The sequence below is a fragment of the Kosakonia sp. YIM B13571 genome (assembly GCF_042788095.1).
In the GTDB taxonomy this organism is placed as follows: Bacteria; Pseudomonadota; Gammaproteobacteria; order Enterobacterales; family Enterobacteriaceae; genus Kosakonia; species Kosakonia quasisacchari.
Window position 1 is genome coordinate 89,028 of sequence record NZ_JBHZPL010000009.1, and the last position, 12,772, is coordinate 101,799.

Annotated in this window: 12 protein-coding genes; 7 read left to right on the forward strand and 5 right to left on the reverse strand. The window is 54.3% G+C overall.

All coding sequences use genetic code 11. The features are described 5' to 3' along the window. The first annotated feature begins 330 nt into the window (after positions 1 to 330). Complete coding sequence (locus ACFX4O_RS18570; protein WP_380210159.1) at positions 331 to 1,902, forward strand: EAL domain-containing protein; 1,572 nt, start codon at positions 331 to 333, stop codon at positions 1,900 to 1,902. A 7-nt stretch (positions 1,903 to 1,909) separates the two neighbouring features. Here the strand turns inward: ACFX4O_RS18570 and soxS are convergent, their stop codons facing one another. Next, on the reverse strand, positions 1,910 to 2,233 hold the full coding sequence (gene soxS, locus ACFX4O_RS18575) for a superoxide response transcriptional regulator SoxS (RefSeq protein ID WP_131407081.1): 324 nt from the start codon (positions 2,231 to 2,233) through the stop codon (positions 1,910 to 1,912). Between the two features lie 81 nt (positions 2,234 to 2,314). Between soxS and soxR the strand changes: the two genes are divergently transcribed. The 4 genes from soxR (at position 2,315) to ACFX4O_RS18595 (ending at position 7,176) form a co-directional block, all read left to right on the forward strand. Next, a complete protein-coding gene (gene soxR / locus ACFX4O_RS18580) occupies positions 2,315 to 2,773 on the forward strand; it encodes a redox-sensitive transcriptional activator SoxR (RefSeq protein ID WP_131407083.1) in 459 nt (152 codons plus the stop codon). Positions 2,774 to 3,040: 267 nt separating this feature from the next. After that, on the forward strand, positions 3,041 to 3,715 hold the full coding sequence (locus tag ACFX4O_RS18585; protein ID WP_380210162.1) for a glutathione S-transferase family protein: 675 nt from the start codon (positions 3,041 to 3,043) through the stop codon (positions 3,713 to 3,715). A gap of 293 nt (positions 3,716 to 4,008) precedes the next feature. Beyond that, positions 4,009 to 5,358, forward strand: a complete 1,350-nt coding sequence (ghxP, locus tag ACFX4O_RS18590) for a guanine/hypoxanthine transporter GhxP (RefSeq protein WP_131407090.1) — start codon at positions 4,009 to 4,011, stop codon at positions 5,356 to 5,358. 171 nt (positions 5,359 to 5,529) lie between these two features. Further along, positions 5,530 to 7,176, forward strand: a complete 1,647-nt coding sequence (locus ACFX4O_RS18595; RefSeq protein WP_131407092.1) for a Na+/H+ antiporter — start codon at positions 5,530 to 5,532, stop codon at positions 7,174 to 7,176. Positions 7,177 to 7,224: 48 nt separating this feature from the next. Here ACFX4O_RS18595 and ACFX4O_RS18600 read toward each other — a convergent pair whose 3' ends face one another. Continuing rightward, entirely contained in the window at positions 7,225 to 8,118 is an 894-nt protein-coding gene (locus tag ACFX4O_RS18600; RefSeq protein WP_380210164.1) for a LysR family transcriptional regulator, read from the reverse strand. 100 nt (positions 8,119 to 8,218) lie between these two features. Between ACFX4O_RS18600 and ACFX4O_RS18605 the strand changes: the two genes are divergently transcribed. After that, positions 8,219 to 8,629 carry a CidA/LrgA family protein gene (locus ACFX4O_RS18605; protein ID WP_380210166.1) on the forward strand — a complete coding sequence of 137 codons (411 nt, stop codon included), beginning with the start codon at positions 8,219 to 8,221 and terminating at the stop codon, positions 8,627 to 8,629. Further along, complete coding sequence (locus tag ACFX4O_RS18610) at positions 8,622 to 9,311, forward strand: LrgB family protein (RefSeq protein WP_020456159.1); 690 nt, start codon at positions 8,622 to 8,624, stop codon at positions 9,309 to 9,311. Before ACFX4O_RS18605 ends, ACFX4O_RS18610 begins: the two co-directional genes overlap by 8 nt. A 30-nt stretch (positions 9,312 to 9,341) precedes the next feature. Here ACFX4O_RS18610 and ACFX4O_RS18615 read toward each other — a convergent pair whose 3' ends face one another. From ACFX4O_RS18615 to ACFX4O_RS18625, 3 genes are all read right to left on the reverse strand, one after another. Further along, entirely contained in the window at positions 9,342 to 10,637 is a 1,296-nt protein-coding gene (locus ACFX4O_RS18615) for a Gfo/Idh/MocA family protein (RefSeq protein WP_380210171.1), read from the reverse strand. A gap of 152 nt (positions 10,638 to 10,789) precedes the next feature. Next, positions 10,790 to 12,439, reverse strand: a complete 1,650-nt coding sequence (gene actP, locus ACFX4O_RS18620; protein WP_380210173.1) for a cation/acetate symporter ActP — start codon at positions 12,437 to 12,439, stop codon at positions 10,790 to 10,792. Continuing rightward, on the reverse strand, positions 12,436 to 12,750 hold the full coding sequence (locus ACFX4O_RS18625; RefSeq protein ID WP_025263759.1) for a DUF485 domain-containing protein: 315 nt from the start codon (positions 12,748 to 12,750) through the stop codon (positions 12,436 to 12,438). The genes actP and ACFX4O_RS18625 overlap by 4 nt, the downstream gene beginning before the upstream one ends. Positions 12,751 to 12,772 lie beyond the last annotated feature (22 nt).

The window sequence follows — 12,772 nt, forward strand, 5'->3', positions numbered from 1 at the left end:
TGATGAAGGCCTGCTATCGACAGATGAAAAAATACCCGGATGGCTCGCCTTTTTTTTATCCTGCGGCCAGTTTGGCTTAATCAGCGATACTCTGTTGTATTAAGTTAAAACACCCCTACACGAATGGATTAATATTTTCCTTAATATAAACATTGGGCACACTCTGAGTTTGCTTTATGGTCGCGTATTCTGGTCATAACCAAATATTAGGTTTTTAATTAGAAAAGTCAGTTGCTAATGTCGTTTGATTCATGCAACGTAATCACCTGTTTATCAAAGCATCCTGCCAAACATTAAAAAGGCACTTTAAATGCATGGATATAGGCGGACATGAATCATAGCGTGCGTCGCAAGATACTCAGCGTCGTCGGGATCATCACGGTAGTACTTCTACCGCTGGTGCTATCGCTATGGTTTGCGCATATCCGTGCGGTTAATGAAACAAGTACACAACTTCAATCGTTCGCCCAATTAGCACTAAATAAAACGGAGCGCGTTATCCAACAAGTGGATACGGTTCGCAGTGCAGCGGAAAATTACCGCGGGCAAATTTGCGCACCGGAACACCGCGCGGCCATGCTCAATATCGTGCGCGGCAGCATGTATGTTTCGGATTTAATTTATGCCCGTGGCGATCACTTTTTATGTTCGAGCGTAATAACGCCCACGCAATCGTATACTATTTCACCAGCGGATTATAAACCCGCGCCCGATATTGCTATTTATTATTTTCGCGATACGCCTTTTTACGCAGGCTACAAGATGGTGTACATGCAGCGCGGAAATTATGTGGCGGTCGTTAATCCGCTCACTTACAGCGATGTGGCATCAGACAATACTGATCTGGCTTACGGTATTTACGATACCGTTACGCGTCAGTTTTTTTCCGTCAGCCAGAATGCGCATCTTGATAAGTTAGCTACGTTGTTACGCAACAACGATTTAACGTTCCAGCAGGATCAACGCTTTTATACCATTGTGCATTCGGAGAATCGTCCGACAGCGATTATTGTTTCGACTTCCAGCAACCGCTATTTTCAATCTTTTTACCACCAGGTCACATTAACGCTGCCGCTGGGCGTGATTGGCAGCGTTATTCTGCTATTAATATTGTCGCGAACACGGCAGGAGTTTAACTCTCCACGGCGTATGCTCCACCGGGCGTTAATCCGACGCCAGCTTCGCCTTCATTACCAACCTATTATCGATATCAAAAATGGCACCTGCGTTGGCGCGGAAGCGTTATTGCGCTGGCCTGGGTTTAATGGGCCGGTCATGAGCCCGGCGGAGTTTATTCCGCTGGCAGAAAAAGAGGGCATGATTGAGCGGATTACCGATTATGTCGTCGACGAATTGTTCAGCGATTTGGGCGATTTCCTGGCAGTGATGCCGCACCTTTATATCTCGATTAATCTCTCTGCCGCTGATTTTCACTCGTCGCGCCTGATTTCATTGATTGCCAATAAAGCCAAGATGCATGCGGTGCGCGCTGAGCAGATTAAGATTGAAGTGACCGAGCGTGGGTTTATTGATGTGCCGAAAACCACGCCGGTTATTCAGGCGTTTCGCCAGGCGGGTTACGAAGTGGCGATTGATGATTTCGGTACCGGTTATTCGAATTTGCACAACCTTTACTCGCTGAATGTCGATATCCTGAAAATCGACAAATCTTTTATTGATACGCTGACGACCAACAGCACCAGCCATCTGATTGCGGAACATATTATTGAGATGGCGCAGAGCCTGCGTCTGAAGATTATTGCGGAAGGGGTCGAGACGGCGGAGCAGGTCACGTGGCTGTTAAAGCGCGGCGTACAGTTCTGTCAGGGTTGGCACTTTGCAAAGGCGCTGCCGTCGCAGGAATTTAAACGCTGGGTACAGCAGCCGCCTTCGTTAAAGTAATCGTCCATCAGGCATGATGTCGGTAATCGCTGGGGGTGCGATCAAACTCCCGGCGAAAGACGCGTGAAAACGTCTGTTGCGAGACATATCCCAAATCCATCGCAATATCAAAAATAGGCCGCTGCGTTGTTCGCAGCGCTTCCGCTGCCAGCACTAAACGGCGCTGGCGAATATAGTCACCCAGCGTTTGACGCATGACCGTGCGGAACATCCTCTGTAAATACCACTTTGAATAACCTGATTTTCTGGCGACTACATCAATGTTCATTGGTTGGTCGATATGTTCATCAATCCATTCAATAAGCGTCTGAATAATTTGCTGATGGGACATATGGCTTCCTCATTTCCCGATTCGTCGTTTTGTCTGGGAGCGAGTATAATTCCTCAAGTTAACTTGAGGTAAAGAGGTTTTATGGAAAAGAAAACGCCACGTATTAAAGCCTTACTCAGCCCTGGTGAAGTGGCGAAGCGCAGCGGAGTTGCCGTCTCTGCGCTGCACTTTTATGAGAGCAAAGGCTTAATCAAAAGTATCCGCAACACCGGCAATCAACGGCGCTATACGCGTGATGTGCTGCGCTATGTGGCGATCATTAAGATTGCCCAGCGGATTGGTATTCCGTTGGCGACTATCGGCGACGCGTTTGGTGTGCTGCCGGAAGGGCATACACTAAGCAAGAAAGAGTGGAAACAGCTGTCATCACAGTGGCGCGAAGAGCTGGACAGGCGCATCCATACGCTGGTGGCATTGCGTGACGAGCTGGATGGCTGCATTGGCTGCGGGTGTTTGTCGCGCAGTGATTGTCCGCTGCGTAACCCTGGTGACCAACTTGGGCAGCAGGGCACCGGTGCGCGCTTGCTGGAAGACGATTGAAACGTACAAAAAACTAAAGCGCCCGTTGGGGCGCTTTAGTCGTTTTCCGGTCTTTGTCTTTCACTCTATCCCGCTCTGTTACGGGAGGGTTTCCCCCGACACCAGCACCCCTCAGTATGTTGGAGGTTCCGGGTTGTGCTGACACTTTCAGTGTAGGCCACGGTCGCATAATTGCTACTTTTTTGAGCAATTATTTTTGTCTTTTTTTTCGCCTGTATAAGTGTGGGTTTTCTATAGTTAATTTGTATAAATCCTCTGGAGAAAACCATGCTTACGGTGCATCACCTTAATCAGTCGCGATCCCAGCGCGTGCTCTGGGCGTTAGAAGAACTGGGCGTGCCGTACCAAATTGTCCGTTATCAGCGAGAAAAATCGATGCTGGCGCCAGAATCTCTGAAAAAAGTGCACCCGCTCGGTAAATCGCCCGTGGTGGAAGATAACGGACTGATCCTCGCTGAATCTGGGGCGATCCTCGAATATTTGCAGGAAACCTACGATCTACAGCAGCGCTTTAAACCGCAGGAGACAAAGCAGAAGCTGGATTACCGCTTCTGGCTGCACTATGCCGAAGGTTCGTTGATGCCATTGCTATTAATGAAACTGGTGATGAATAGCCTGGGTAAACCTCCGGTACCGTTCGGGATTCGCAGCATTGGCAAACTCCTCGCTCAGGGTGTCGATAAAGCGTTCCTGAAACAGCAAATTGAAAACCATGCGCGCTTTATCGAGGGCGAACTGGCGCAGCATAGCTGGTTTGTAGGAAACCAACTGAGCATGGCGGATATTCAGATGAGTTTCCCGGTGTTCGCGCTGCTGTCGCGCGGTGGCGTGGATGATTTGCCCAATTTGCGCGCATGGAAAAAACGGGTAGAGATGCGTCCGGCCTGGCAGCGAGCCATTGTACAGGGTGGACCATTTGCTCTGCCAGGCGGCGAAAAATGATCGGCAAATGTTGCAAAGTTGCGCACCAACGATAACGTTTGCGCATCAGCCGGGCACTTCTTCGCCGCTTCGCGCGAAATTTCGCAAAAAGCGGCAAAGTTCAGTTGAAAAGCGCCATATAAACGCTGGATAATCGTTTGCCTTTTTTTGACCAACCGTTGTATGCGCGGAGTTAAACGTTTGCTTTTTTGTGGCCCCTTGTCACAACGCAGCACAGGGAGATGACGTTTAACCGGCAGTGGACTGTCCACCACGCATACCAACGCACAATAAAATTCTCAGGGGATGTTTCTATGTCTACGCCTTCTGCGCGTACCGGCGGTTCGCTTGACGCACTGTTTAAAATTTCTGCCCGTGGCAGCACTGTTCGTCAGGAAATCGTTGCCGGTTTAACCACGTTCCTGGCGATGGTCTACTCGGTCATCGTCGTCCCTGGCATGCTGGGTAAAGCCGGTTTCCCACCGGCTGCGGTGTTTGTCGCCACCTGCCTGGTAGCCGGTGTTGGTTCCATCGTGATGGGCCTGTGGGCGAATCTGCCGCTGGCTATCGGTTGCGCGATCTCTCTGACCGCCTTTACCGCGTTCAGCCTGGTGCTGGGTCAACATATCAGCGTACCGGTCGCGCTTGGCGCGGTGTTCCTGATGGGGGTGCTGTTTACCGTTATCTCTGCCACCGGCATTCGTAGCTGGATCCTGCGCAACCTGCCGCAGGGCGTTGCGCACGGCACCGGTATTGGTATCGGCCTGTTTCTGCTGCTGATCGCCGCTAACGGCGTGGGCCTGGTTATCAAGAACCCGCTGGATGGCCTGCCGGTTACGCTTGGTCACTTTGCCAGCTTCCCGGTGATCATGTCGCTGATTGGTCTGGCGGTGATTATCGGCCTGGAAAAACTGAAAGTGCCGGGTGGCATTCTGCTGACGATTATTGGCGTGTCGATTGTGGGTCTGATTTTCGATCCGAGCGTGCATTTTTCTGGCATCTTCGCCATGCCGTCGCTGAGCGATGACAAAGGCAACTCGCTGATCGGCAGCCTCGATATCATGGGCGCGCTGAATCCGGTAGTGCTGCCAAGCGTGCTGGCGCTGGTGATGACGGCGGTATTTGACGCCACCGGCACCATCCGTGCGGTGGCGGGCCAGGCAAACTTGCTGGGTAAAGATGGCCAGATTATCGATGGCGGCAAAGCGCTGACTACCGACTCCCTGAGCAGCGTCTTCTCCGGTTTAGTTGGTGCGGCACCTGCGGCGGTGTATATCGAATCTGCGGCGGGTACGGCAGCAGGTGGTAAAACCGGTCTGACGGCGATCACCGTGGGCGTGCTGTTCCTGCTGATCCTGTTCCTCTCTCCGCTCTCTTACCTGGTTCCGGCCTACGCAACGGCACCGGCGCTGATGTACGTTGGTCTGCTGATGCTGAGCAATGTGGCGAAAATCGATTTTGCCGACTTCGTCGATGCGATGGCGGGCCTGATTACTGCCGTGTTTATCGTGCTGACCTGCAACATTGTAACCGGCATCATGATCGGTTTTGCTTCGCTGGTGATTGGCCGCGTGGTATCCGGTGAGTGGCGCAAACTGAACATCGGCACCGTGGTGATTGCCATCGCGCTGGTGGCTTTCTATGCGGGCGGCTGGGCAATCTAACATCGCTTTTCCTCTTCCTGTGGGCAGAGGACGTTGAGCGTAAATCTTTACACAATGGGCGACTTCGGTTGCCCATTTTTTTGCCCACAGCCCGGTTTCTTTGCGTTAAGCTGAAGGCTCTGGCATCAAGGTCTGAGGCCTTTATAACAACACATCGCAAACAGGGAACGCATGGAAATATTTTTTACCATTCTCATCATGACCCTTGTCGTCTCGCTTTCTGGCGTAGTGACTCGTGTTCTTCCATTTCAAATCCCGCTTCCGCTGATGCAAATCGCCATCGGCGCGCTACTGGCCTTTCCCACCTTTGGCCTGCATGTGGAATTCGACCCGGAACTGTTCCTGGTTCTGTTTATTCCGCCGCTGTTGTTTGCCGACGGCTGGAAAACACCCACGCGCGAGTTCCTCGAGCATGGCCGCGAAATCTTTGGCCTGGCACTGGCGCTGGTGGTGGTCACCGTGGTCGGGATCGGCTTCTTAATTTACTGGATGGTGCCTGGCATTCCGCTGGTGCCCGCCTTTGCGCTGGCGGCGGTGCTGTCGCCAACCGATGCAGTAGCGCTTTCCGGCATTGTCGGCGAAGGGCGTATTCCGAAGAAAATCATGGGTATTTTACAGGGCGAGGCGCTGATGAATGACGCCTCGGGCCTGGTGTCGCTGAAATTCGCCGTGGCGGTGGTGATGGGCACCATGGTGTTCACCGTGGGTGGTGCGACGCTTGAGTTTTTCAAAGTGGCAATCGGCGGTCTGCTGGCCGGATTTGTGGTGAGCTGGCTGTATGGTCGCTCGCTGCGTTTTCTCAGCCGTTGGGGCGGTGATGAACCGGCAACGCAAATCGTTCTGCTGTTTCTGCTGCCGTTCGCCTCCTATTTGATTGCGGAACATATCGGCTTTTCCGGCATCCTTGCGGCGGTCGCGGCGGGGATGACCATCACCCGTTCCGGCGTGATGCGCTCTGCGCCGCTGGCAATGCGTCTGCGCGCCAACAGTACCTGGGCGATGCTGGAGTTCGTCTTTAACGGCATGGTGTTCTTGCTATTAGGCTTGCAGTTGCCGGGCATTCTGGAGTCTTCGCTGGTGGCGGCAGAAGCCGATCCGAACGTCGAAACCTGGATGTTGTTTACCGATATTGTGCTGATTTACGTGGCGCTGATGCTGGTACGTTTCGGCTGGCTGTGGACGATGAAGAGATTCAGCAGGCGCTTCCTGGTAAAAAAACCGATGGAGTTTGCTTCGTGGAGCGACCGCGAGCTGCTGATTGCTACCTTTGCCGGGGTGCGCGGGGCGATAACGCTTGCCGGTGTGCTCTCCATTCCGTTGTTGTTGCCGAGTGGCGATGTCTTTCCGGCGCGCTATGAACTGGTGTTCCTCGCCGCCGGGGTAATTCTGTTCTCACTGTTTGTTGGCGTTATCGCACTGCCCGCGCTGTTGCAGCATGTTGAAGTGCGCGACCACGCGCAGCAGTACAAAGAGGAACGGATGGCGCGCGCGGCAACCGCGGATGTGGCGATTGTGGCGATTCAGAAGATGGAAGAGCGCCTGGCGGCTGACACCGAAGAGAACATCGATAACCAGTTACTTACGGAAGTGAGTTCGCGGGTGATTGGGAACCTGCGACGTCGCGCCGACGGGCGCAATAACGTTGAGAGTTCGCTGCAGGAAGAGAATCTGGAACGCCGCTTCCGCCTGGCGGCGCTGCGCTCAGAGCGCGCCGAGCTTTACCATTTGCGCGCAACCCGGCAGATCAGTAACGAGACGCTGCAAAAATTGCTGCACGATCTCGACCTGCTGGAAGCGCTACTGTTAGAGAATAAGTAAGCCCTGCGCCGGGCAGCCGTTTATGCGCTGTCCGGCCTGATTCATCCACTACTCGCTTTTCTCATCCAGCCAGAATCCTTTACAACATTGCAGCCACGCCTGCGCACTGCGCGAAAGGTAAACGCCTTCGCGCCAAATCATCCCCAGTTCCCAGCGCAAGTTGCTCTGTAGCGGGAGCCAGCGCAACGTCTGTTTATCCAGCCGCTGGCAGACCGGTTCCGGCAGAATGGCAATGCCCACGCCCGCTTGCACCATGGCGGCGAGAAAATCCCACTGGCCGCTGCGCACGGCGATACGCGGCTTCACGCCATGCTGTTGAAACAGCAGCATCAACTGGCGGCTCAGGGCGAAATCTTCGTTGTAGATCAGCAGCGGATGTTCGGCGAGCTCTTCCGGCGTGACGACGTCGTGTTCGAGCCAACTGCCGGAGCGCGGCACCAGCACGCACATCGCATGGCTGAACAGCGGCAACGTAGCCAGGCCACTCTCTTCCTCGACTGGCAGCGCTGTCATCGCCACATCCAGTTCGCCATTGCTCACCGCCTGCTGTACGGTCAGACCGCCAAATTCAGCAATTTTCAGCTCTACACCGGGGTAGCGCTGGCTGAAGAGGTTGATTGGCCCGGCCATCAGCATGCCGACCATCGGGGGAATGCCGAGGCGCAAAATCCCTTTGTTCAGGTGGTTGATGTCGCCAAGTTCGGTTTCTAACTGGCGAAACTCCGCGAGGATCGCGATGCCGCGTTCATAAACCACGCGCCCGGTATCGGTGAGTAAGAGTTTGCGCCCGTCACGAATAAGTAGCGTGCAGTTCAGCTCATCTTCGAGATTTTTCAGCATCTTACTGATGGTCGGTTGCGTCACGAACAGGCGCTCCGCCGCGCGGGTGAAACTTTGCTGACGCACCACCTCCACGAAATAGCGCAGCGTTCTGATGTCCATAATTATTCCTTAGAACTATGTATGCGATGAGTTTAATTCATTTCAGTAGCGCATTGGGGCTCTCTATACTGACCGCCTGCTTATTTGATGGAAAATCATTATGGACGTGGCGTTAAGCCGTGTTACGCCTGCCCTTGTGCGTTGTTTACAGGTTCCGGTTCAGGTGTTGCTCTATGCCGGGCTGTTTATCTTTGCGCAATACCTGGTTCAGTGGCTGCATTTGCCGCTCCCCGCCAATCTGGTGGGCATGATACTGCTGCTGGGGTTAATACTTTGCCGGGTGATCCCGCTGAATTGGGTGCGCGCCGGTGCGCACTGGCTGCTGGCGGAAATGCTGCTGTTCTTTGTGCCTGCGGTGGTCGCCGTGGTTAATTACGCACAACTGTTGATGGTGGAAGGCTGGCGCATTTTTATGGTGATCGGTTTGAGCACGCTGTTGGTGCTTGGTGCCACCGCCTGGGTGGTGGATAAAGTCTACCGCTTTGAACTCAGCAGGCTGAAAAATGAGTGATTTCGCCTTAAGCCTGCTGTGCCTGGCGATGACGCTGGTGTGTTATTTCCTGAATAAACGCCTCTACCGCCGTTTTCGAAAATTGCCGCTGATGCCGCTGGTATTCACGCCATTGCTGTTGGTGTTAATGCTGGTGTTCGGTCATATCTCCTGGCAGGACTACATCGGGGAATCCCACTGGCTGATGTGGCTGTTGGGGCCCGCAACCATCGCCTTCGCTGTGCCGGTGTATGACAACCTGGCGATTATTCGCCGCCACTGGATGTCGCTTTCGGCGGGCGTAATCACTGCTTCGGTGGTGGCGGTGACCAGCTCGGTCTGGCTGGCGCGCCTGTTTACGCTGCCGGATGAGATCCAGCGCAGCCTCGCGGTGCGTTCAATCACCACACCTTTTGCGCTGGCGGCCGCCGGGCCAATAGGTGGCCAGCCGGATCTGGTAGCGTTGTTTGTGGTAGTCACCGGTGTGTTTGGCATGGCGGTTGGCGATGTGCTGTTTCTGCGTTTATCAATTCGTGAAGGTGTGGCGAAAGGCGCGGGTTTTGGCGCGGCTTCGCACGGCGCGGGCACCGCACGTTCTTACGAGCTGGGCCAGCAGGAGGGTGTGGTCGCAAGCCTGGTGATGATGCTTTCCGGCGTGTTAATGGTGCTGGCTGCGCCCTTGATCGCCAGCGTGATGTTTTAGCTCCCCGCCTTGCAACGGGGAGCCGGAAGGTCAGTGCTTTTTCAGCCTTGCAACCAGTTCGAACTCGTTAAAGTTAACCGGGCGTTGCTGCTGCATCGACATGTTCCCGGCAATGCCGGTCAGGATCGACATCGCGCCTGCGCGGTGATCGGCGGCGCGTTTTAGCGGGTCATTACCTGGCGTACCAAACAAGTCTGCCAGCATGGCGTTATCGCCGCCGCCGTGACCGCCTTCGCCAAGGGTGAAGGCGGCTTTCCACGGTTCGGCAAACATCGGGAACACGGTAATGTCGCAGGATTCAAGGCTGCCTTCATTAGCGCGTTCGCCACCGGCATTCACATAGGATTTCTCGACGATTTTCATCTCCAGCCGTCCCTGGCTGCCGTTAAATACCACGTTTAACCCTTCCCACGGCAAGTAGGTATTCAGTGAATAGCTCAACTGGCACTGGTTCTGGTATTTCACCAGCACCGACAACGTATCTTCAATGGTGATGCCGTCGCTGAACACGCTTTGATCGCGCCAGTAGTTATCTTCATGTTCCGCGTCGAGATAGAGCGCTTTTAACTGCGGGTTGTCCGCCATGTGCAGCGCGAAAGGATCATCGTGAGCAGCGGCATAGCCGTGTGCGCGCGGGTAAAACTGCGTGACGCCGCGTTTTTCGGCGTTCTCTTTACCGTAAAAACGCAGCCCGCCTTCGGCATAAACTCGCTGTGGGTAGCTGTTGAGCCAGAAGTTCATCAGGTCGAAATGGTGGGTCGATTTATGCACCAGCAGCCCGCCGCTGTTGCGCTTTTCCCGGTGCCAGCGGCGGAAATAATCGGCGCCGTGTTCAGTGTTCAGTAGCCACTCGAAATGCACTGAATAGACATCGCCGATGGTGTTGTTCATCAGCAATTCACGCACTTTACTGTGGTGCGGCGCGTAGCGGTAATTAAACGCCACACGCACCGTTTTCCCGGTCTGCTCAATGGCATCGAGGATGCGCAGCGCGCGCTGTTCGTCAATGGTCATGGGTTTTTCGGTGATCACATCGCAGCCCGCGTGCAACGCGCGCACAATGTAGTCGTCATGGGTTCTGTCCATGGTGGTGACGATAACAATGTCTGGTCGGGTTTCGTGGATCATCGCTTCAAACTGCGCCGCTTTCCAGGTGGAAACGGGCGGTGCGTCTTCGTTTTGTAATAGCTGATTGGCGTAATCCATGCGCGTCTGGTTACTGTCGCAAAACGCCACCATGCGGGCATTCTCTTTCCACTGCCCGCCGATGGCGGAAATATACAACCCGGCGCGCCCGCCAGTTCCCACTAAAGCATATTTTTTCATCACAGCCTCTTCAGTCATACATGAATTAACGTGCTGATGTATTAAAAACGTTGTTTCAATAAGCTGAGGGTACTGTAGCGCGCTGGCGTAAGAGGGGTAGAGAAAAGGCGGGAAAGTGTGATCCCCGGCCATTACTGACCGGGGTAAAAAGATTAATGGGCGCGGCCCTGTTCGATACCGATCCCGGTTTGCGAACGAATAAACTGCGCACGGAACTGCTCGCGCTCCAGTTTGCCGGTTTCGGTGTTATCGGTGGCGGAGAAGAGCCAGATGCCGATAAACGCCACGGCAATAGAGAACAGCGCCGGGTACTCATACGGGAACACCGGTGCGGCGTGACCGAGGATCTGCACCCAAATTGTTGGGCCGAGGATCATCAGGATAACCGCCGTTAACAGACCCAGCCAGCCGCCGATCATTGCGCCGCGCGTGGTCAGCTTCGACCAGTACATGGAGAGCAGAATAATCGGGAAGTTACAGCTGGCGGCAATCGAGAATGCCAGCCCAACCATAAAGGCGATGTTCTGTTTTTCGAACAGGACGCCCAGCAGAATGGCGACAATCCCCAGTATCAACACGGTGATTTTCGACACTTTCAGTTCCTGGCGTTCGGTCGCACCTTTGCGGATTACGTTGGCGTAGAGATCGTGGGAAACCGCAGAGGCACCCGCCAGCGTTAACCCGGCGACCACCGCCAGAATGGTGGCGAACGCCACAGCGGAGATAAAGCCTAAGAACAGGTTGCCACCGACCGCATCAGCCAGGTGCACCGCCGCCATATTGTTGCCGCCAATCAGCACGCCCGCCGCGTCTTTAAACGCCGGATTTGCGCCCACCAGCATGATGGCGCCGAAACCGATAATAAAGGTCAGAATGTAGAAATAACCCATAAACCCGGTGGCATATAACACGCTTTTACGCGCTTCACGCGCGTCGCTGACGGTAAAGAAACGCATCAGAATATGCGGCAAACCGGCAGTGCCGAACATCAACCCAAGGCCGAGCGAAAGGGCGGATATCGGGTCTTTTACCAGCCCGCCAGGGCTCATGATGGCCGCGCCTTTCGGATGGACAGCCATCGCTTCCGTGAACAGGTTATTGAAGCTGAAACCAACATGTTTCATAACCATAAAGGCCATAAAACTTGCGCCGAACAGCAGCAGCACTGCTTTGATGATCTGTACCCAGGTGGTGGCGAGCATGCCGCCAAACAGCACATACAGCACCATTAGCACGCCAACCAGCACTACCGCGACGTGGTAATTCAGGCCAAACAGCAGCTCAATCAACTTGCCCGCGCCGACCATCTGCGCAATCAAATACAGCGCGACAACCACCAGCGAACCGCAGGCGGAAAGGGTGCGGATGGGGCCTTGTTTCAGGCGATAAGAGGCCACATCGGCAAAGGTGTAACGCCCCAGGTTACGCAAGCGTTCGGCGATCAAAAACAGGATGATCGGCCAGCCGACGAGAAAGCCGAGTGAGTAGATCAGGCCGTCGTAGCCGGAGGTATATACCAGCGCGGAGATACCGAGGAACGAGGCCGCTGACATAAAGTCACCGGCTATTGCCAGCCCATTCTGAAAACCGGTGATATTGCCGCCCGCGGTGTAGTAATCGTTGCGCGAACGCACCCGTTTGGATGCCCAGTACGTAATGTATAAGGTCAGCGCCACGAAAATGACGAACATAATGATCGCCTGCCAGTTGGTCGGCTGGCGTTGTACCTCGCCGGTGATGGCATCGGCGGCGTGAGCCGTAAAGGGAAGTGTGGCGGCCAGCGCCGTCAGGACTCTCTTCATGATGCTTTTACCTCGCTCAGAACCGCTTTTGTCAGACGATCAAACTCGCCGTTTGCCCGCCAGACGTACACGCCGGTCAGCACAAACGAAATCACAATCACGCCGATGCCAATCGGAATGCCGCGCGTGACGTTGGTGCCTTCATGTAATGGCGTACCGAGCCAGTGCGGGGCAAACGCGATGAGCAAAATAAAGCCGACGTAGATAATCAGCATGATGATGGAAAGCATAAAGGCAAACCGTTGCCGTCTTTCGACTAACTCCCTGAAATGCGCACTGTTTTCAATCTGTTGATAAATGTTATTCATCACAGAATTCTCCAGAGGTCTCCCC